We start from the raw sequence: 21155 nt of genomic DNA, 5'->3' as shown, positions 1-21155 counted from the left end.
GATAAAGTGTAATGCCGCCATTGAAAATGGTTGCACATGCTAACCTTTTTGCCGGGCGTTTGTTTAAACATCTAACGAAAGCTGTATGGAAGTGCTGTCTATCCACCAGTCCGACCAATTGCGCTTGGACGCCGTGGCGGCACCACTTAACTGCCAATTTTTATTTGAATGGAAAAGCAACGCCCGGTTCCGCCCGACGAATGGCAAAGAGTGATTGATCTGTCTGAGCTAGATCTTGATTATACTTCCATCGGAGATGAACTCAAAGATCTGACTCTCCTGGCCGCTAAAGTTGCCGGAACTGAAATCTCGCTGGTCAACCTGATCGATACTTACACGCAGTGGTCGGTTGCAAAGCAGGGCATTGAGTTCGATCATCTCTCGCGCGAAGATTCTGTTTGCCAGTATACGATAGCCCAGGGCAGTGATTTGGAAATACTTGATCTTGCAAACGACGAACGGTTTCGGGAGACGTTTTATGTAAAAGGGGACCCACGGCTTCGGTATTATTATGGGGTGCCATTGAAAACTCCGGCTGGGAACAGCATAGGGGCTTCATGTGTATTCGACAAAGAAGCAAAACAGCTTACCGGGGAGAAGGTTGAGCTTCTTCGTATCATTGCACATGAAGTTGTCACCCGCTTACTGACGATAAAAGCGATGGACAGCTTACATAAGCGGGTTCGTGAGCTATCTGAGCTCCGGAAGCGGGTGGCTCATGATATTCGGGGGCCACTTGGAGGAATAATAGGGCTGACGGAGATTATCAACGATCAGGGAAACACTAATCAGCTTGCTGAGATCCTTGAGTTTGTGAATATGATACATTCCAGCAGCCGTTCACTGCTCGAGCTGGCTGATGAGATCCTAAGTACAGAGGGAGAGCCTGGCAGCGAATCGGCTGGGTATCCCGCAAATGAACTGAACCAGCTGCAGCTTAAAGAAAAACTTGAAAAACTTTACGCGCCCCAGGCCAAAAGTAAGGGTGTTGCCTTCAGTGTGTTCATTGAGCCCGCCTCGGCCTCTGTCCCTTTTCCAAAAAACAAGCTGCTTCAAATCCTTGGCAATCTTATATCCAACTCAATTAAGTTTACTCCGTCAGGAGGAGAGGTAAGGGTTGAAATGGGGATAGAAGATGGCGAGAGCAGAACGCTCTGCCTAAGAGTGGTTGATACGGGGGGCGGTATTTCATTGGATCGTTTGGCCACGCTCCGTTCTGTACCCAGCATCTCTACTCCGGGCACAGCTGGTGAGAAAGGCTTCGGCTTCGGACTGGAGTTAGTCCGTCACCATGTGCAGAGCTTAAAAGGGCGGTTGAAAATTGCTTCCGAGGAGGGGAAAGGAAGCACTTTTGATGTTTACCTGCCGATTAGCTAATGCGCAAAGCCGCAGATTTTGACGCGATGTTTTTTGCCGCAAAAAGCACCTTTCAGGGGATTGAATCAGTTAGGTGTGCGGGAAGAACACTTTAAGTGTGCAGCCCTCATCCGGAGCGCTCTCGATCTCGATTTTTCCGCCGAGCGCCTCAATCTGCGTCTTCACAAGGCTTAAGCCAATTCCTTTGCCTGTTACTTCATCGGTGTGGAAGCGATTATACAAGCCAAATACTTTCTCACCGTATTTCTTCACGTCAAGGCCTCTGCCGTTGTCTTTAACCATCAGGCAGACAAATGAACTGAGAACTTTCGTTCTAACTTGTATTTCAAGGGGGCGGTCCGGACTTCTGTATTTGAGAGAATTCGAAAATAGATTATAGAGAATGTTATATACGTAAGCAGGAACTGAATTGATTTCTGAAACTTCTGTAAAATCACTTGTTACTGACGCGCCGGTTTCGCTGATCTCTTTTTCAAAGCACCGGGATACCCTGGAAAAGACATCCTTAAAAGGCGTCAGGCTTAAGGACTTGATTTCTGTATGTTGAAGCGCCAGTATTTCATTTAAATCTTTAATAACAGCGTCAATGTCGAGAACTTCCTGTGCGACATACTGAACCAGTTCGCGGTTGAGCGGGTCTACTTCCCGCTGCGAATCAATCAGCGAAGCCAGTCCGATAATCCTTGCTACAGGTGCCCTTAAGTTGTGAGAGATTACGTAGGAAAACTCCCGCAGTCCGTTGTTTTTCTCGATGAGGTCCTTCATGATCTTCTTTTGCCGCTCTTCTTCATGTTTCCGCTGTGTGATATCGTCAAAAATTCCCAGTATCCCGTATACCTCATCATTTTTGTTCTTCAACGGAATTTTGGTCATGTCTATCCAAACTCTCTCTCCGTCGGCATTCTGCATCGTCTCCAGATAGTGGATTCGCGGCTCTTTGCTCTGAATGATTTGGTTATCATCTTTCTGATATTTAGAGGCCTCCTCTGCAGCACAGCTGAGATCGAAATCTGTTTTGCCCACCACGTCTGCCGTGCTGTTTAAACCTGTGTTTTTTGCAAAAACCGTGTTGCAGCCGAGGAATCGGGAGTTTGTGTCCTTCCAAAAAATAGACTGAGGAATGGAGTTGAGGATATGCGAAAGCATCTCCTCGTTTTTCATGATAAGATCCTCCGCTTTTTTTCGCTCTGTGATATCGAGTCCCAGGCCTGCTACGCATTCCTCGCCGTCAACTACAACCCGTCTTCCGCTGAAGTAATATGGGATCCGGCGTTTGTCTTTCGTTACAAGAAATCCTTCGATTTCGTCCTCTCCTGATGTGAACACATTCTCGATTTTCCTTGCCAGTACCTCGTGATGCTCCTCGGGGAAAAATATTAGCGGGTTAAGTTGGTCCATCTCCTCATCCTGATAACCGGTGGCAGCTAAAAACTGCCGGTTCCAGTATTTATATCTTCCTGCTTTGTTGAATAAATAGAATATACCGGGCATGGTCCGAAGGATGATCTCCGACAGTTCCTGCGCTTTTATTCTTTGAAGTTCGGCAGTTTTTCGGTCGGTGATGTCACTTACAATACCGTCTACCCGCACCAATGTTCCATCTTGAAAAAAAGGAAGGGCTTTTACCTCAATCCATCTGATGCTTCCGCTTTTATGGAAGATCCGATACTCTGCCTCACTGTTCTCACCTCTCTCCAGGACGGCGAGTTCATTACCTGCAATGAACTTGTCCTCCGGCAGAATTCTTTCGTACCAGAGATGCTGGTTTTGGAAAAAGTCTGCAGGGCGGTACCCATAAATCTTAGCGCAGTTTTCAGTGATGCGGATATATTCGTTTTTCTGGAAGTCTCTTGAGAAAAAGCCAATATTGACGTGTTTAAACACTTCCGTCATCTCCCACGTAAATCTCTCTTCCTCAGTATATCCGGTTTGAGCTGATTGTGTGTTAATTCTGTTCATTTGCAGCAGAGCGAGTATTCCTTCTTATACGGAATGCTGACGATATTGTTCTCAAATACGTTGAACTGCTGTTGTTGCGGCTGTCTAACACCGGCCTGACTTTCTTTTTAAGCCCTATAACCGCCGGGTTCTGCCTTTGATCCTGTGTGGAGCTGCTTTTCATTGATCGTCTCTTTAAAGCCCGATTGCGCTTTTAAGCGCATAAAGAAAAGTTCATTCAGCTTTCATCTCTGTTTTTGCGCACAGCTCATGAGCCCTGGGAAAGGTCGGTCGTTTTGCTGAGATTATTATTTGTTTCTTGAATGACTTGATATGATCGTTTCGCTGAGTTACTGATATAGTTAAATGTTTTTCAAAAGGCGTCAAGGAGATTACTTCGCTACGTTTTAGAAGACAGAAGAAACTTTCAAACGACGTTTTTGTGAGCTTAGCTGATAATGGCTTTTAGGTAAGATATAGTGGAAGTGCGTTTTTTTGTAAAAGCAGCACCTTCGGGACAATATGAGGGCAGGCCACGCGTTATAGTTCCAGTACGCGAGGATCGCCACATCTGAAGCTTCTACTTTCTATCCGTTTTTTCCCTTCTTTTTCGGCGATACAGAGATACAGACCTTTAATTTAATGCCCCTTTTTTTTATGATTATACTTGTTTTTTTTGTGGCCCATTGGTTTCTGTCACTGTTTTTCCAGACCTTCTTTCAGCATCGCTATGCTTCGCATCGCATGTTCACTACCAGCAAAGGCTGGGAGAGGGCCTTCTATCTGATGGCGTATTTCTTCGAGGGCGCTTCATTCCTGAACCCGCGCGCTTATGCACTGATGCACCGTGAGCATCACGCTTACAGTGATACCGAGAAGGATCCGCATTCGCCGCATTTCTTCAAGGACGTCTATCAGATGACAATTGCAACGGCAAAGACCTTTCGCGACCATGTGAAAAGGACAAAAGATCCAGAAGCGCGCTTCGGAGGGCATTATCCGGAGTGGCCGCTGATTGACCGTATGGGCTCTTCAATTTTGTCGAGAGTCCTGTTCGGGGCCGCATACACCTGTTTTTATATCGCCTTTGCCACACATTGGTGGATGTTCCTTCTGCTGATCATTCATTTTTTGATGGGCCCTATACATGGCGCTATTGTGAACTGGTGCGGACATAAATATGGCTACGCCAATTTTGATAATAAAGACAAGTCAAAGAATACAACGCCCTTTGATTTTCTGATGCTGGGCGAGCTCTTCCAGAATAATCATCATAAATATCCAAACAGCGCTAACTTCGGTAAAAAATGGTTCGAATTTGACCCTGTTTACCCAGTCATGAGACTGATGCACAGCTTGCGTATCATAAGACTGCGCAAAACTATTTAACCATTAAGCTATAAAGACATGAGTAAAGACAAAGGCGGTAAAAACGTCAAGAAAGCACCGGCTGCCGATAGCAAAAAAGGTCAGTCAGATTACCAGGCTGGCAAAAAGACAATTTCGAAAGACATCGCAGCACCTGGAAAGAAGAAGTAAAGGAGTATGCCTGAGGGCTTCTTTCCGCTGACAGAGAAAGTGCGGGTAGTTGTTCTTGGCTAAAGTAAGGTGCTGTTCCCGGCTTCAGGGGCAGAAACAGGGTTCTATGTGTCTTCATCAGGAGGGCTGAGTGATTTTAAAATCCTGAAGCCAAGTTCAACGGGACTGAATGAAAAAGCAATGCGGATAGTGCGGGAAGGCCCGCCCTGGCTTGGAGTTCCTGGCAGATCAGAAAAAGTGAGGCTGAAGATCCGGTTTCGGAAAGGGGAATAACGGAACGCTGAACTTGCGCTTGTTTTATTAGCTGTTTCCCCCCGCCGTAAATTAAATCTGGTATTCAATAGTGCCTGCCTTCCAGCTCGCTGTCGTGCTGATCCATTCTGCCATTCACTGGCCGAAGCTGCCTTACTGCCTAGTAATTCATCTCAATCGTGATGGGGGTAGGTATCACCGGAGCCGGAGTAGCCTGGGTTCCTGTTACGGAGCTTTTTACTGATACTTTAGGGGGAGAAGTGGTAATGTAATTAAGTGAAGCGTTGGTGCCAGGGTTGGTATTGGCGTTTCGTGCCGTCTGGAATATAACTCGGAACCCAAGTGGGTCACTAGCTACATACGCTATATTAAAAGGGAGGGTGTATATCTCATTATTATTATTCGAGGCGACAATCATCTCATGCCACTCGGTAGAATAGGCTCCTTGCGCATTGTCAACATCGACTGCCACTAAATTTTTCCTTCGGGCTGCAGGTAGTTTGGTAAGAATGCCTGAACTCTGAATTATATAACCATGTGTCTGATCAAAATGGTAGTCATTTTCCATCGACTTAAATTCAGTTACCAGTTTTTGTAACAGCCATGCGGCGATTAAGTCCGCCTGTTCTGCTGTTGCGGCATAGAAAGGAGCGTCGGCTGGATAATAGGTGTTACCGCCATCCTGAACCCAAAGCAGATCACGGTAAACTTTGAGCGGAGAAACCGAAGCCGTGAGGTCAATGGCTCCCTTTGTGCTGCTGGTGCTGCTTACGAATGCCGATTGGTCTACCCAAAGGTTATTTCCTGATGCGTCAGTTGTCAGTACTTTGTTCGTGTAACTGGCAGAGGCCGCTAATTTTGATGGTGTGACATTGGCGTCGGCAATATCGGCCGTTTAATTTCGCCATCTTTTATCATCGTTGACAAGACTTTTCCTGATCCGATGCTTGTTACTCCGGTATTGTCGATCGATATATCTCCAGTCACTGATACAGCCTTTGGCGATGTCGTTCCATCTCCAATCAGGATTTGCTTATCTCCAAGAGTAGCAGTAGCGAACGTTACCCAAGCACTGTTGTTTCGCACATAGAACTTGCGGGTTGCGAGGTCATATGCGATCATTCCTTCTGTTGGATTAGCGATTGATGGGGCAGATGCATTGAGGAGGTCTGTTACTCGTGGGATCAGAATCGCTTTATCATTGCCATTAACCTGCAGGGCAATCGACGTGTTGTTGACCGGAGTAGCCGAGCCAATCACTATGCCGGATGCATTTACCACCTTGACGTTTTTGATGTCTTTCGAATTTAAGTCAAGGTCTTTGGTGGCCTTATGGGTTCCCAAATTGTCACCTAGTCTTTGTTGAGCAAATAGTGATGTCGTAGTAAATAGGAATGCTGCTAATATAGCTGATTTGTAAAGATGCGTCACGTTATTCAGTACTTGATTTTTCAGTATCCTTCGTACGTGTCTTTAAAAAAATGGTTACGAATTAATGCGCTTAGATTATCTAATGCCAAATTATTCAGGTCATTAAAAACAAGAGGTCGCCTATCTCGTACAATTAAAGCTGACAGGAATCCTGCGACCCAGCTTTGTCATGATTTGGGCCGATGCTCCTCCCTATTTTTCTAACACTTCCTTTGTAATAGCAGTCACCTCGTTCAGCAACAGAGGAAAAGCGGGTTCTGCCATGCCCCCATGGTCAAAGCCATCGAGCTCATATAGGCGGGTGCGCTGATGTCCCACTAGTTTCATCATCCGGGATAAGTAGGCGTTCTCCTCGTAGCGCCCCAGCATCTCTTTTTCGCGGTCGCCGGTAATGAGCAGCATGGGAGGTGCATCTTTTCTGACGAAGAACAGCGGTGCATACTCATCTATCAGTGGTTGCGTCTCGGCAATTCCTCTTTCCTGGCGGATGGTAAAATGAGTGATGGCCTGTCCGCTGAAGGGAACGAGCCCGGCGATTCGGTTAGCGTCGATGTTGTATTTGTTCAGATACTTCTTGTCGAGGGTGAGCATCATGCCCAGGTAGCCACCTGCAGAATGCCCGGAGACAAAAATCAGCTTCGGATCACCGCCGTAGCGTGCAATATTCTGAAACACCCAGGCTACCGATGCAGCTGCATCTTCAATATAAGCAGGAGCTTTTACCTTAGGCGAGAAGCGATACCCCACTCCAATAACGGCATAGCCTTTTTGCATAAGAGCTTCCGGAACTGATTTTTGCCCGCCTGTTAGTCCTCCCCCGTGAAACCAGACAATGGTACCAAAGTTCTTTTTCCCCTTTGGGTAATAGAGATCTAACCTGCATTGCGACCTGATGTACGGATCTTTCTGTGAAACCGCCGATGGGTAATAGGCAATGTCTTTCTCTGTAACATAGCTTTCCTGCGCCTGTGCATACGAGATCGTTAAGAAGAGAAAAAATAAAAGCTTTTTCATGGTACTAGTGTTTTATCCGATTCCCAGCGATTATGCTGGATAGTAATAGCTGGTTTAACAAACACGATGCTAATATAGTTTAATGGGCGGCATGCTATAGAAACGGTACTCCCTTCTTCTACCATTTAATGTTTTTCTCAATAAATGCAATCAGCTGATCAGCCATCGCCTGCTGCTCATTTTTCTTGGGATGACCGGGCGTGTCCTTATAAGGGAAGAACACTGAATAGGCTTTCTTGTCGTTCAGTCTGCTGATAGCTTCCCTGATATAGCCCGGCCATTTAGAGCCGGCCTCTGTCGCGTTCATATTGCCGAGTGCGCAGATGATGTGCGCTTTAGGATATTTGGACCTGATAGTCGACACAAAGTTCTGGTACGATTTGATGATAAACTCCTCTGTAGGCTTTGTGGTGCCAAACCTTGCTTTAAACTGAGGGTGCGCCGGGTTGTTGGTAAGCCAATAGTCATTCTGGAACAGGTTGATCACTACGATATCGGGCGTATACTTGCTAAAGTCCCATTTGCTATCGGCGTGCATAGGGTTCAGCCGGTCATAGATCTCGGGCATGATCTCGGGAAACCAGCTGATCATAATGCCGATCCCGCTCCGGGCGATGCAGGAATACTGCGCATTAAAATGACGAGCTGTGAGTGCAGCGTAGGTATAGTAGTTGTTGAAGTGCTGGGGCGCTCCCGAGTCGTTCATGCCTGCCGGAACATCGACCCCATGTCCCGCAGTAATGGAGTTTCCGTAGAACTCTATTTTTCTCCGGGGGAGCTTGCCGGGCGCAAGAAGCTTTGCCGGCCCTTCAATTTCAAGTCCGTAAAGGATATTTTCGGAGGTATTATTGGAAAGTTTGAAAAGCTGCAGGGAGTGCGTTCCTGCTGGCAGGTTGCTGGCAAGACTGATCGTTTCGGTACTGTCGGCAGTTCTGAATTTTAAGGCATCACCGGCCTTTCCGTCAACAATGGCATAAAAGTATCCTTCTTCACCCCGGGTTCTCATGCTTGCTTTGATACCTGTTCCCTGAAAGTTGATTGTAGCAGACGAGCCGGGCCAGAAGAACGATGCGGAATCCGCCTGAACATTCACCCTTCCCATATAGCTGATGCTGGGGTTATTGGTCTTAACTGAGAGTTGTCCGAAGCTGGTAAGGCTAATGATTAAGAGCAGCGGAAGGAGGCTTTTTTTGAAATAGGTCTTCATTTGAATGAATATACTGGTATACTATAAGCGGTTGTCTTTGCCAAATATAGGAGATTTGCCGATTGCAATCGGTTCAGACTTGTTTTTGTCTGCTTCGGCATGACAAATGTTCAATATGCGCACACTTAAGCCTAAATAGCGCATTGATCTAGCTCCGTTCTGTAATTTAACCTGTTTAGATAGACTTGCTGCGGCTGTAGGGAGTGTGTACCATTCTATTCCTGATGCGACTGGTAAAGGTGTAAGTATAGCTTCTGGAGTCAGTGTTGCCAATGCCAGCATCTGCTGCTGTATCGGCAGGCTCTCAATCGTATAAACTCGCTTTACAGCCCCTGGCGGGATCGGGCTTTTGTTCATCGGGAACGTATTTCTGCCGATTATTTCTTTGAAAACAAGATCAGCATGCGACCTTATTTAAATATATCCCTTTCCTTGCTTCCCATCAAACTGTTCTGAGTAAAGCAAGGATCGCCATTGGGCAGAGAAGAGCAGTCGCCCGCCTCTGCCCGATAGCGATCCTGAAGTTTATGCGAACTCTTTCTGAGTAACCTTCAGTACCTCGAACTTCTTCAGTCCGGTTGGCATTTCCCACTCGACAACAGATCCGGTCTGGTACCCCAGAAGAGCTATTCCGATAGGAGCGAAGACGGAAATCCTGTTTTGTTTCATATTCGCTTCTGATGGCAATACGATCTGAAAGGTAAACTTCTGCCGGGATGAAACGTCTGCAATTTCGACTTGTGAATCCAGACATATCACGTTCTCAGGGAGCTCGTCGTCTTTGACCACCTTTGCGTTTTTTAGCTCTTCCAGAAGTTTTTTCTTGTTGTAATCAGAGAGGTTGCTGCGCATGAGATGTGTTCTCAGAATCGTGAGTTCTCTGTTTAAGATTGTTAACTGTGTTGTTTTCATATGATTAATAGTTATACTTAGATAGTTAATGATGATTTAATTCCAGATGTGCGAGCCTTGCTGCAGCCGGTAAAGAGGTATCGGGACCTCCTGATCGGTGCCGGCAGGATGAGACGGTGATTGCTCTGACGCTCGTTTTCTTTCTTCCTGACGATAGAGGATCAGCTGAAGAAGGGATAGTAAGATGGCGATCACCGGAAGGATGATCCCTTCAGTAAAGCAGGCGATGGCTACAGCCAAAATATTGGTAAAAAAAGAAGAATATAGGATAAGCCTACTGGCGATAGGCAACGTAGTTTGTTCATAAAGAATTAATTAAGACAGCAAAAAACAATGGTTTCGTTACTGGCCCCGTCGCCAATAGAGTGGCTGGGGCTTAATTAATAAAGTCTTTAGAACTTTTAAGAAACGGGTAGCTGAGTTGTGTGCAGGCCCAAACAGCAGGAACGGCAGGAGCCTTTGAAGGCTTGCCGGTCTTGAGGCAATATTTGAGCAGCGGGTTGATCATTATGTTACAAAGCTCTTATTTTATTCAGCAAAAGCCAGTAGTTCATGAGAATGTTACAAGGAGTGTTACATCTTTTCTAACTCTTCTTTGGTATAGCCCCCCATGCAGTCGAGGCAGGCGTTCGCAAACGAGTCGTACTCGTCGTAAGCAGCTCCCGGCTTCCCGTAGAGCGTTATGATCCGGTCAATTCGTAATTCCTCTCCCGCATCGAGCATAATAAAAACGCCATCGGGTCTTTCTTCCATTCTTTGGATGCGTCCGGTTGCTTCTGCAACTTTTTCTTCCTGGTTGAAATAGAAGATCTTACCCGTGCTTTGGCCTGTGATCTGTTCTTCAATTACCTCCCGGTATACCCATTGAACTGGTAAATAAGACTGGCTCATCGTGCTTCTGTTTTAGTTGTATAGTAGTTTCTTGTATAGCTACAGCTGTCAGTGACCAATTGTTTTATCGGGAGGTATTAGCGGGAGGAGAGGGATCTCTTACTGTTCGTCGGTTCGTTCCTGGAAGCCGTTTCGTTCATAGTGACTGAGAGGAGTGCACACTTCTTACTGTTCGTCGGGTTTAGATCTCAGTCGCTGCTGTTGCAGTAGTTTTTTGATTTTCGGGTGGCAATATTTCCTGTTTTTTGTGCTAATTATGCTCCCGGCTTAGTGAATGCCGCCGGAAGAGAAGAAACGTAAAATTCAAAACTATACTATGGCACTATTAGAAGATTTGCAATGGCGTTATGCAACAAAGAAATACGATCCTGCAAAGAAAGTGAGCGAGGAGGATGTTGCTAAAATTATAGAGGCTGCAAGGTTAGCTCCTACCTCCTCGGGCCTGCAACAGTTTAGGGTGATTGTGATCACCAATCAGGAATTGAAGGAGAAGATTGTCCCCATTGCCAACGGTCAGCAGGGTGTAGCGGAATGCTCTCATTTGCTTGTTTTTGCTGCCTGGGACCGGTATACTGAGGAACGGATCGATGACGTGTATAACATGATCACCGACGAACGTGGCCTTCCCAGAGGGCGCTTTTCAAGCTACACCAATATGCTGAAAGAGGTGTATCTGAAGCAGTCGGCCGAGCAGAACTTTATTCATACAGCCCGCCAGGCATACATCGGCTTCGGTCTCGCTATTGCTCAGGCTGCGGAATTAAAGATAGACTCCACGCCGATGGAGGGTTTCAATACTGAATTGCTCGATCAGCTGCTGAATCTGGAAGCGATGGGCCTTAAAAGTGTAACGATCCTGCCTATCGGTTATCGTGATGCTGAAAATGACTGGCTGGTTAACATGAAGAAAGTTCGGAATCCCGTCGAGACCTTTGTGATCGAGCTGAAATAAAAGCGCGGCCGTTTTCTAATGCCATTGCACGCGTCCCCTTTCCGCTGTGCAATGGCATTACATTTCTGAACTTCCTGCTGAGCTGTTTCAGGACACACCGAAGGTTATCAATGTGCAATGGCATTGTATTTCCGAATTTCCCCCTTCGGGCTACAACAACCGCTTTTATTTAATTAGCCCATGCTGATTCTGTTATTTTGCAGGCTTGCTTATTTTCCAGCGGCAAGGTAGATCGTCTTCAGCTCTTTGTCTATTTTTTCATTCCATTCTGCCTGGGCCGATGTGTTTATTCCGTGGGCCGTCTCCTGGTCGTACGCTTTTTGCATGGCGTTGAGGTCCCTCAATGAGTCGAGGTACTGCATGTTAAGGAACGCCTCATACGTGTCGGGTGTCAGATTCTCAGCCAGTACCTTTTGCTTGAATCGTTCCGTAATGATCCTGGCGATGTCAAAATGCCGTTGCTCATGATTAAGACTGTAGTCGTCGCGCCCCGTACTCCGAGCCCAGGCTGCGCTCTTGGGCAGGTAGGCTTTCATGGCAATGTTCACGCAGATGGTTCCCTTGTCAATCCTGTCTTCCTGGTCATAGGCGATGAAAGGCATTACAAGAGCCATGTACTTGCTCGACTGCGTGTTGTTCCATTGAAAGTCGTCCCACTTTAACTTTCTCAAGGGAGAGTAGTAAATCGTGTCGCCTTCGCGACTCTCGGTGTAGTCGGTAAAACTGAACCTGACATTCCTTGCCAGCCGGCGATCAGAGCTGACATTGGCGTTCATCCAGCCATTGAAGTAGGTCAGGCTTTTTTCCAGAACCGCCTTTAGGTACGTGTCTACAGGTGTAACGCTGTTGGTTGCTCTTCTATAGCTGAGCGTAAACTGCGATGATGTTAAGGGTTGTACGCCATAATCTTTTTTTAGTCCGAGTGAAAGGTTGACTTTAATCCTGCCTTCAATGCTTCCGTACTCGGAGAGGCTTTCGGTCAACTTCAGTTCTTTGATACCCAGCACGGCCGGACGTAATGATCTGTTCGCCTTCAGGTTCCTGGATAAGTAGCCGCTGATCGCACTAAGGGTGCCTCCCTGGAGATCATAGTTTTTCGGGCTGGTTTTATTCAGGCCCGCGCTGATCACCAGATGTGCAAACGGGCCTTTATCGGCTCTGTTGTCCTGTACTCCTGCAATGTAAAACTCCACAGGTTTTACCCGGATAGGTGAATCCGTCAGGATAACCTGGGAGTAGGCCTTCGTGATCCCTGCCAGGCTGATGCTGACGATAAAAAATAGTAGTTGCAGCACAGGTACTGCAGTCGGAAGTCTTCGCGGTATCATTCTCTCTTTCTTCTGATTATCAACGTGCGGAAGAGGCTGGTAGTATGCTGGTTCAGCGATTGTGACCAAAGGCAAATGAGACTAATACGAATGTTGTGACGGCGGTTGTCAGCGAAAAGCTTGTTCCCTTGTCGGGGCGCGTCAGGCAGACAAATGGACTATGAGCAGTAAGTCATCTGCTCAATCAGTGATTCATTACCTGTCACTGACAGATGTAACATGCCGCTGGTAAGCTAACTGGTCAGTTAAAACCCTTTTATTGTACGAACTGAGAAATGCGTCTCCGCCGGTAAGTCAGCGCTCAATCAAAGTAGCTGACCGCTGAGGGAAAGTATATCTACGGTTGGATAGAATGCTCTTGTCGTATTTGACCCTCTGTTTGTCGCTTCTGCCTATCTCTTACATACGCTGTGCATGCTAACTTTACTAATACCAAACAATCGCTTATGAACAATTCAATTTATCCATGCCTTACTATTAAAGGCAGAATTCAGGAAGCTGCAGATTTTTATATCAAAACATTTGGTGAGGGCAGTGCCGGCACCGCTCTGCCCTATGTCATGCAGATCCAGCTGAGCGGACAGCGCTTTCTGCTTTTGAATGAGGGGCCGGTGTCAACCCCGAATGCTACGCTTTCATTTACTGTCATGTGTAAAACTGCGGAGGAGACAGAACGCTATTGGTCACGGTTAATAGAGGGTGGCTCGGTACTGATGCCTCTTGATACTTACGAATGGAGCAGTAAGTATGGCTGGCTGCAAGATCGCTTTGGCGTTCACTGGCAGCTGTTTACTGCTGTCCCCGACAGCGGACAAGGTCAGGACGGCTCCTTTCAGCAAAACGAGGGCAGGGTGGCGTGGCAAAAGTTTGTACCCTCTTTTATGTTCACTGGCAAAATGGCGGGAAAAGCACTGGACGCTCTGAATTATTACACCAGACTATTTCCTAATTCTTCTAAGCTTATGGTGGTCAATTATACAGAGGAGGATGGCGATAATTCGGGGTATATCAAACATGGGCGGTTCAGCATAGATGGGTACGTGATGACGGCCATGGACAGCTCGATGGATCACGGAGTAGAGTTTAATGATGCGATCTCTCTGGTCGTTGAATGCGACACTCAGGACGAGGTTGACCACTACTGGAACAACCTGGTTGAAGGAGGAGGCGAAGAGGTAGCATGCGGATGGCTGAATGACCGGTATGGAATAGCCTGGCAGATCGTGCCGAAAAGATTAATGGAGCTGCTCAAAGAACCGCAACGCGCTGAAAGGGTCATGCAGAGGCTCATGGGAATGAAGAAGCTAATGATATCTGAGCTCGAAAGTGCTTAGAAAAAGAAATGGTTAATTTTAGTTGAGGCGCGGCTTATTTAAGTTGCGCCTTTTTTCGTTGTATCGATTTTGTCGCCAATGCGGGGAGCGTTCAGGCTCCAGGTACGAAAGTTACCAGGACCAGGAGGCGGAACGCGTAAGAAAGATTTCTGGGCTATGTTTAGGCTGCAGATACGAAAAGTTGCTAAGATCAAGAGGGCTTTTACCTCGGATGATGCTTTGTTTAAGCTGATTGTTTGGTGGTACAACGGGTCTCTGAGAAGTGGGCCATGCCGTAAAAAAGTATGAGCCTGACTTAACGCAGTTTTATATTGTGTTTGAGCATAGACATAAAGTAAACCTGTATGGATAGCTGCTTGCACATCTTTGCTTAGCGCCAGGAACAACGCGCTGAAAAGAATGGCTGTAGTCGATTTGATGTTTTTAAGCTGCTTGTGTTTTTAGTATCGGCAGACGTTGACGATCTGTTTGTAGGCAGAAGTTAACGATCTGTTCGCGTTGACTCCCTAATAACGATAATGATCCCAAAATAACGTGTTTTTAGTATCGCCGGAAGATGACGGCCTGTTTGTGCGCTGATGCTCTTAGAGAGTGCCAGGCCTGGGACCATTTTAACGCAGATGTTCTTCCTGATATTGTGTTCCTGAAAAAAAATAATAGATTTAAGAAATTAATTAGAAAGTACATCTTCATATGTCTAAAGTCGCTTACCTTATCGTAGCACACACAAATCCACAGCAACTCTCAAGGCTTATCAGCCGGCTTCATGACGATCAGGTTTTCTTTGCTGTTCATATCTCACTTACGGCCTCCTCTCCGCTGGAAGATTTTCAGAGGGAGCTGGAGAAATCCGTACCTGCAGCTAAGGTCGAGTTTACCGGGCAGCGGTATAAGGGCACCTGGGGGAGTTTCAATCTTGTTAAGATTGCCATTGAGTTAATCAGAACGGCCTTAAAGGCGAAGCCTGCTCATCTGGTATTAATCAGCGGGCAGGATTACCCGATCAAGTCGAGATCTGATTTTTATAAGCTTCTTGAAGAAAACCGAGAAACTATTTTTATGCCGTTTAAGCTGGTAGACTGGCCCGCTAATAAGACGAACCGCATCAATAGTTATTTCTTCCCGGATATTTTTAACTACGGGAAGAGCGATAAAGCATTACTGCTTGCCCGCATTATTACCTTTTTACTGCCCAAGAGGACCTTCCCGCAAGGACTTACACCTTACACCGGTCGTTACTGGTGTATCTTGCCCTATGATGCAGCGGCTTTTCTGCTCAATGAATACGACACGAACAAAGAGCTTACCCGCTATTTTAAATACGTCCTGATCCCCGAGGAACAGTACTTTCATACCATCCTGATGAATTCCTCCTTCAGCAGCCGAATGAAAAACTTTACGGTCAGTTTTGCTGACTATACAGGTCCTCGCACTCCCGTGTGGCGAAGAGAGCATTTAGACCTTCTTAAAAGCCAGGATAGCCCATTTGCGAGGCGGTTTGACCCTGGTATAGACAATGAGGTAATGGATGCCATTGATCGGGGAATCTTGTGTTAAGTTGACCTGCTTCGTCTTAAATTGTGCTTTTCGTCCTCGATGGAGTAAAGCACACTTATATTTATCTTTCACAAAAACAAAAATTTTAATTAACGCTACATGACGGTATCCGTAATTATTCCGACATTCGAACGACCTGAGCTCCTGAGAACAACATTAGAGTCAGTCTGGAACCAGACCGTCCTCCCTGATGAAATCATTATTGGCGACGATTCAAGGGATGACAGAACAGAAAAGTTAATGCGCGACACGCTCTTGTCTTTAAGTCCAGTACCCATCAAGTACTTTCATCATGTTCCGTCCCTCCGAGAAGTAAAGAATGTTGACTTTCAGTATCAGCAGGCGCAGGGAGATCTGGTTTTGCATTTGCATGATGATGATCCCATCTATCCAAGGTGCCTTGAAGTTCTGAAGAAACCATTTGAAGATCACCCAGAAATTATTGCTAGTTTTGGTCTGCAGAGGATGATTGACGAGGCTGGCAATTTAACTGAGGGTGCAGAGAAAGTTAATGAAGCCTTCTTCAGAACCCCTGATCGGGAAGGGATTGTCGACGGTTTTCTTGCCGGTGCTGTGAGCATGTTCCCTAATAATGGCTTTCTGGTGCGCAGAGATGCTGTTCTTTCCATTGGTTATTCAGATCATGGCAGGGCTGGCAAGGCCACAGACTTTTACTTCGGCCTGCGGCTGGGGCAACTGGGAAAGCCTTTCTACTTTGTTAATGACTATACTGCTATGTGCCGCATCGTGGCCGAGTCTCAGTCCCGCACTGCGACTGCTGACAACGCCTACCGGACTGTGAAGATTCTTTTTGAAGATTGCAGCTCTGCAATTAAATCGTATCCAGAGCTTGAAAAGTCAATTAGAGATAGAATTCCAATTGCGATCACACTTGCTGCAAAGTTAAAAGATCGGAAGACTGCTGTTCAATGGATGTTTTCTAAGTATTACCGTAGCAGGCTGCTAACCCCGCGCGGAGTGAAGCGAATGCTGCTAACTTTGAGTCCATTCTAAATCAAAGCAACTTCAGGCTGCTCTTCTGTCGCTTTTCTTTTTGTTGTTTTTGCCAATAAAAGGAAAGTTTATACCAATTGCAGTTCTTTTTAATGGTATAGATTTGTATAAACGGTTTGAAAAAATAACACATGAAAGCAATAGTTTTAGAGGGTCCGGGTGGAGTGGACCAATTGGTTTATCAGGAAGTAGCTGTTCCTGAACCTGGCGCAAAGGAAGTATTGATAGAGGTTAAGGCGATCAGTATTAATCCCGTAGATCTTAAAACACGCAGCGGGAAAGGCGTTTATGGACGTATCAAGGATCAGTCGCCGCTTGTTGTAGGCTGGGATATAGCAGGCGTGGTAGTGCAGGCGGGCAGTGAGGTGAGTAAATTTAAGCCCGGCGATGAGGTGTTCGGCATGGTCAACTTTCCCGGACACGGAAGGGCTTATGCTGAATACGTTGCGGCGCCAGAATCGCACCTCGCGTTCAAACCGCATAATATTTCTTTTGAGCAGGCCGCTGCCTCAACACTCGCGGCCCTTACGGCCTGGCAGGCCTTTACTAAACAGGGCAGACTGGAGAAGGGGCAAAAGGTTCTGGTGCATGCAGCAGCTGGAGGAGTAGGGCACTTTGCCGTGCAGATAGCACGCTACCTTGGTGCACATGTTACAGGTACTTCATCTGGAGCCAATCGCGACTTTGTTCTTGCGTTAGGCGCAGATGCTCACGTCGATTATCAAAATCAGAAGCTGGAGGAAGTGATAACAGACGCAGACTTCGTACTCGACACGATCGGAGGTGATAATATAGACCGTTCACTTGAGGTGACAAGAGCTGGCGGCACGCTGATCAGTATCCCTTCCGGCCTGAACGAGCAGGTAACGGAAAAAGCGAAAGCTAAAGGCGTAAATGGTTTCTTTTTCCTTGTGGAGTCAAACGGTGACGACATGAAGGAAATTGCCGCCCTGCTGGAACAAGGAATCATCCGGCCCTACATTTCGAAGATATTCGACTTTAGTGACATGAAAGCCGCCCACGAACTGCAAGAGAGCGGAAGGGTAAGGGGGAAAGTGGTGGTATTACCAGATAGGAAACAAGATATGTTCTGATTATCCCTGCGTGCGGACTGAGTCCGGGTTGAGTGCGGGTTGAGTGGGGCTTTTTGTTGAAATAACCGCACTCAACCCGGAGTGAACCTGAAGGCAATCTGAACTGAGAGCGTCTGTGAAGAATAAGAGGAACGTGTCAGAAACGTTCATGATGACTGCCTCAAGCGGAATATACGGAGGCCGACTATTCTTCGAGCCTCTTCCTGTCCCCGTAGGTGCCGCCCCGGCTCCCTGGTATAATGGAAGTTTAATGTTCTACCAGCGTCTTAGTGCAAATAGGCTCCTGCAGACACTCGTCCAGTGTCTTATACGTCATTGCACAGGGCTCAAAAAGATTCTCTCTTACTATCAGGTAAATATACGTACTAATAGAAAGTTAGTACAAGGAGAAGCGGGTTTGTGTGGTATAATGTTGTTGATTGAGAGCCTACTGAAAATTCCGGCCTTTGTAAAAGACCTCTCTCCGCGCAGATCCTCTTTTCTGCTCTGCTGGTGGTGCACTGGTTTCGTCTCCTCTTGACAGGGTGAGGGCCGGCAGGTCATCCTGATTGGCGGTGAGTTTGCGTAAGAGTCCGTTCATGTTGAAGCAGCGCTTCACTACCACATGGATCACTTCTCCTTCGATCTGCAGGGTGCCTTCTACCATGATCAGGCGCGACTGGATGATCTCCTTCCGGTACTCATCAAAGAATTTGCCCCATACAACCAGGTTGGTAAATCCGGTTTCATCTTTTATGGTTACAAAGAGTACGCCTTTTGCTGTTCCGGGCCTTTGCCGTACGGTGATCATTCCGGCCACCTTTACCCGGTCGCCGTTCTTCATTTCCTTCAATTTTGCAGTGGGGACTACATGGAGCATCTCCAGTTCCTGGCGTACAAAGCTCACGGGATGGGCTTTGAGGGATAAGCCTGTTACTGCAAAGTCGTTCACCACATGTTCTCCGGCACTCATTAAAGGGAGAGCCAGCTGGCCTTCCTTTTCGCTCTCTGAGGCTTGTCCTTTAAAAAGGCCTATTGGCCTGTCGTTTAATGCAGGTACTTCCCAAAGAGCCTGCCGGCGGTCCATTCCCAGCGAGCGGAAGGCATCAGCATCTGTCAGCCGCTCAATGGCTGATTGCGGAATTCCGGCATCGCTGAGCTGCTGCATGCTGGTATAGCCCTGGCCCCGCTGACTGATCAGTAAGGTCATGTCTTTTTCGCTGAGCCCTTTGACAAGACGGAATCCCAGGCGTAATGCGAAGTTTCTGCCTTCCTGCTCCTCCAGCGTATGATCCCAGCTGGAGTGGTTAATATCTACCGGTCTTACCACCACTCCATGTGCCCGGGCATCGTCTACAATTTCTGCCGGCTGGTAAAAGCCCATAGGCTGACTATTGAGCAGGGCAGCAGCAAATACATCGGGGTAATGGCATTTCAGCCAGGATGAAACATAGACCAGATGAGCGAAAGAGGCCGCATGGCTTTCAGGGAACCCATAGGAGCCAAATCCTTCCAGCTGTTTAAATATCCGGTGAGCAAATTCTTCAGAATAGCCCTTGGTGGTCATGCCGTCTACCAGTTTCTTTCGGAACTGGCTTACCAGTCCCTTTGCCTTGAAGGTGGCCATGCTCCTTCTTAACTGATCGGCTTCCGCCGGAGTAAAGTTTGCGGCTACAATGGCAATTTCCATGGCCTGTTCCTGAAAAAGCGGAACGCCTTTGGTCCGGCTTAAGATCTTTCTGAGTTCTTCTGAAGGGTATTCTTCGGGTTCCTCTTTATTTCTGCGCCGCAGGTACGGATGAACCATGTCTCCCTGGATTGGGCCGGGCCGTACAATTGCCACTTCAATCACCAGATCATAAAACACGCGGGGTTTCAGCCGGGGCAGCATTGACATCTGTGCACGGCTTTCAATCTGAAAGACGCCAATCGTATCGGCATGGCAGATCATATCGTATACTTTTGGATCATCCTGTGGAATATTGGCCAGGCTGAGCTGTAAGCCATAGTGCTGTTGGGCCAGACTGAATGCTTTCCGGATACAGGTAAGCATTCCCAGGGCAAGCACATCTACTTTCAGGATACCCAGGGCTTCCAGGTCGTCTTTGTTCCATTCCAGCTGGGTGCGGTTTTCCATGCGGGCATTCATGACGGGGCAGATATCCGATAGTTTACAGCCGGTAATAACAAAACCGCCGGTATGCTGCCCCAGCTGACGGGGGAAGCCCATCAGCTGTTCGGTGAGCTGCAGTACTTTGAACAGATGAGGATCATCCGGGTTTAAGCCTTGTCCTTTAATCCGCTCCCGGTCAAAGCCTTCATCAGAAAAGTCCCAGATGGTTCCGCCCAGCCGTTTGATCGTGTCTTCAGAAAGGCCCATTGCTTTGCCAACATCGCGGATAGCTCCCTTATGCCGTTCCTGGGTAACGGTAGCCACGATGGCGGCATGATGGCGACCATATGTGTCATAGATCCACTGGATGATCTCCTCACGACGTTCATGTTCAAAATCCACATCCACGTCAGGCCACTCATCGCGGGCGTCGGACATGAAGCGGGAGAACAGCAGGTGAGATTTTGCAGGATCTACAGAGGTAATGCCCAGGCAAAAGCAAACGGTACAGTTTGCTGCGGAGCCTCTTCCCTGATGCAGGATGCCTAGCTCTTCTGCTTTTTGCGTATAGGCAAAAATACGAAGAAAATAGGGGGCGAGCTTTCGCCGGGCAAAGAATGCCAGCTCAAAATCAATCTGTTCTAATATTTTAGGAGGGATCTCCTCTCCATAGTGCCGGTGGGCGCCCTCTATGGTATGCGCCCGCAGGTGTTCATCGGCTGAACGCCCGTCGGGGCTTAGCCATTCAGGTTCCAGATATTTCAGGGCTTCAAGTGAAAAGGTACAGGCTTCAGCAATTTCAAGGGTGCGGGCAAGTGCCTCCGGGTATTGCCTGAACAGCCGTTCCAGTTCGTCAATGGGCTTCATGTATCGTTCAGCATTGGCATGCAGCCTGAAGCCGGCCGTATCAATGGTACATTTCTCCCGGATGCAGGTTTGCACATCCTGCAGCTCTCTGCGCAGGGGCTCATGATAATGTACGTCATTGGTAGCAACCATCGGGATTCCCAATTGTGAAATGCGGTATAACCGTTTACTGTCGTCACCTCCGTAGGTACGACTGGCAGCGATATAGAGATCAGAGCCAAAAACAGACTGATATTCTGCTGCGGCTTCTTTGAAGTCAGCTTCAAAGTCAAAGCGCAGGTTGAGGGAAGGGGAGGGATCAGCATGAATTTAATGCCTTCCCGATGGGCGTATACATCTTGTTTATATAGCTCACA

Annotated in this window: 19 protein-coding genes; 8 read left to right on the top strand and 11 right to left on the bottom strand. The window is 47.3% G+C overall.

Features of this window, described 5'->3' with window-relative positions; translation table 11 throughout:
- The first annotated feature begins 168 nt into the window (after positions 1-168).
- Positions 169-1377, top strand: a complete 1209-nt coding sequence (locus ACES2C_RS01725) for a GAF domain-containing sensor histidine kinase (RefSeq protein WP_374165302.1) — start codon at positions 169-171, stop codon at positions 1375-1377.
- Positions 1378-1446: 69 nt separating this feature from the next.
- On the opposite strand, the gene ACES2C_RS01720 is transcribed toward ACES2C_RS01725, so the two are convergent.
- On the bottom strand, positions 1447-3336 hold the full coding sequence (locus ACES2C_RS01720) for a PAS domain S-box protein (protein ID WP_374165301.1): 1890 nt from the start codon (positions 3334-3336) through the stop codon (positions 1447-1449).
- A gap of 636 nt (positions 3337-3972) precedes the next feature.
- Here ACES2C_RS01720 and ACES2C_RS01715 point away from each other — a divergent pair.
- On the top strand, positions 3973-4704 hold the full coding sequence (locus ACES2C_RS01715; protein ID WP_374165300.1) for an acyl-CoA desaturase: 732 nt from the start codon (positions 3973-3975) through the stop codon (positions 4702-4704).
- An 18-nt stretch (positions 4705-4722) separates the two neighbouring features.
- Positions 4723-4854, top strand: a complete 132-nt coding sequence (locus tag ACES2C_RS01710) for a hypothetical protein (RefSeq protein ID WP_374165299.1) — start codon at positions 4723-4725, stop codon at positions 4852-4854.
- A gap of 412 nt (positions 4855-5266) precedes the next feature.
- Here the strand turns inward: ACES2C_RS01710 and ACES2C_RS01705 are convergent, their stop codons facing one another.
- The 8 genes from ACES2C_RS01705 to ACES2C_RS01670 form a co-directional block, all read right to left on the bottom strand.
- Positions 5267-5674, bottom strand: a complete 408-nt coding sequence (locus ACES2C_RS01705; protein ID WP_374165298.1) for a hypothetical protein — start codon at positions 5672-5674, stop codon at positions 5267-5269.
- Between the two features lie 284 nt (positions 5675-5958).
- On the bottom strand, positions 5959-6450 hold the full coding sequence (locus tag ACES2C_RS01700; RefSeq protein ID WP_374165297.1) for a hypothetical protein: 492 nt from the start codon (positions 6448-6450) through the stop codon (positions 5959-5961).
- A gap of 279 nt (positions 6451-6729) precedes the next feature.
- Positions 6730-7551 carry an alpha/beta hydrolase gene (locus tag ACES2C_RS01695; protein ID WP_374165296.1) on the bottom strand — a complete coding sequence of 274 codons (822 nt, stop codon included), beginning with the start codon at positions 7549-7551 and terminating at the stop codon, positions 6730-6732.
- 118 nt (positions 7552-7669) lie between these two features.
- Positions 7670-8758: a GDSL-type esterase/lipase family protein gene (locus ACES2C_RS01690; RefSeq protein ID WP_374165295.1), complete on the bottom strand. Its 1089-nt coding sequence runs from the start codon at positions 8756-8758 to the stop codon at positions 7670-7672.
- Between the two features lie 21 nt (positions 8759-8779).
- Positions 8780-9115 carry a hypothetical protein gene (locus ACES2C_RS01685; protein WP_374165294.1) on the bottom strand — a complete coding sequence of 112 codons (336 nt, stop codon included), beginning with the start codon at positions 9113-9115 and terminating at the stop codon, positions 8780-8782.
- A gap of 168 nt (positions 9116-9283) precedes the next feature.
- The gene (locus tag ACES2C_RS01680) at positions 9284-9670 is read right to left on the bottom strand and encodes a GreA/GreB family elongation factor (protein WP_374165293.1); all 387 of its coding nucleotides are present in this window, start codon (positions 9668-9670) and stop codon (positions 9284-9286) included.
- Between the two features lie 36 nt (positions 9671-9706).
- Positions 9707-9910, bottom strand: a complete 204-nt coding sequence (locus ACES2C_RS01675; protein ID WP_374165292.1) for a hypothetical protein — start codon at positions 9908-9910, stop codon at positions 9707-9709.
- A 333-nt stretch (positions 9911-10243) separates the two neighbouring features.
- The gene (locus ACES2C_RS01670; RefSeq protein ID WP_374165291.1) at positions 10244-10561 is read right to left on the bottom strand and encodes a hypothetical protein; all 318 of its coding nucleotides are present in this window, start codon (positions 10559-10561) and stop codon (positions 10244-10246) included.
- A gap of 316 nt (positions 10562-10877) precedes the next feature.
- Here ACES2C_RS01670 and ACES2C_RS01665 point away from each other — a divergent pair, with 316 nt between their 5' ends.
- Positions 10878-11513, top strand: coding sequence for an NAD(P)H-dependent oxidoreductase (locus tag ACES2C_RS01665; protein ID WP_374165290.1), 636 nt, complete (start codon positions 10878-10880; stop codon positions 11511-11513).
- Positions 11514-11722: 209 nt separating this feature from the next.
- Here the strand turns inward: ACES2C_RS01665 and ACES2C_RS01660 are convergent, their stop codons facing one another.
- Entirely contained in the window at positions 11723-12841 is a 1119-nt protein-coding gene (locus tag ACES2C_RS01660; protein ID WP_374165289.1) for a hypothetical protein, read from the bottom strand.
- 446 nt (positions 12842-13287) lie between these two features.
- On the opposite strand from ACES2C_RS01660, the gene ACES2C_RS01655 reads away from it, so the two are divergent.
- From ACES2C_RS01655 to ACES2C_RS01640, 4 genes are all read left to right on the top strand, one after another.
- Complete coding sequence (locus ACES2C_RS01655; protein WP_374165288.1) at positions 13288-14175, top strand: VOC family protein; 888 nt, start codon at positions 13288-13290, stop codon at positions 14173-14175.
- 693 nt (positions 14176-14868) lie between these two features.
- The gene (locus ACES2C_RS01650; RefSeq protein WP_374165287.1) at positions 14869-15732 is read left to right on the top strand and encodes a beta-1,6-N-acetylglucosaminyltransferase; all 864 of its coding nucleotides are present in this window, start codon (positions 14869-14871) and stop codon (positions 15730-15732) included.
- A 99-nt stretch (positions 15733-15831) separates the two neighbouring features.
- Positions 15832-16746 (top strand): glycosyltransferase family 2 protein, encoded by a 915-nt coding sequence (locus ACES2C_RS01645; protein WP_374165286.1) that lies wholly within the window; start codon positions 15832-15834, stop codon positions 16744-16746.
- 131 nt (positions 16747-16877) lie between these two features.
- Positions 16878-17840, top strand: coding sequence for an NADP-dependent oxidoreductase (locus tag ACES2C_RS01640; protein WP_374165285.1), 963 nt, complete (start codon positions 16878-16880; stop codon positions 17838-17840).
- A gap of 427 nt (positions 17841-18267) precedes the next feature.
- Here the strand turns inward: ACES2C_RS01640 and ACES2C_RS01635 are convergent, their stop codons facing one another.
- The gene (locus tag ACES2C_RS01635) at positions 18268-21003 is read right to left on the bottom strand and encodes an error-prone DNA polymerase (protein WP_374166891.1); all 2736 of its coding nucleotides are present in this window, start codon (positions 21001-21003) and stop codon (positions 18268-18270) included.
- Between the last annotated feature and the right edge of the window lie 152 nt (positions 21004-21155).

It is taken from the genome of Arcticibacter sp. MXS-1, from assembly GCF_041902385.1.
Taxonomy (GTDB): Bacteria; Bacteroidota; Bacteroidia; order Sphingobacteriales; family Sphingobacteriaceae; genus Arcticibacter.
Note: the sequence above shows the minus strand (reverse complement) of the source record. Positions and strands in the feature narration are given on the sequence as shown.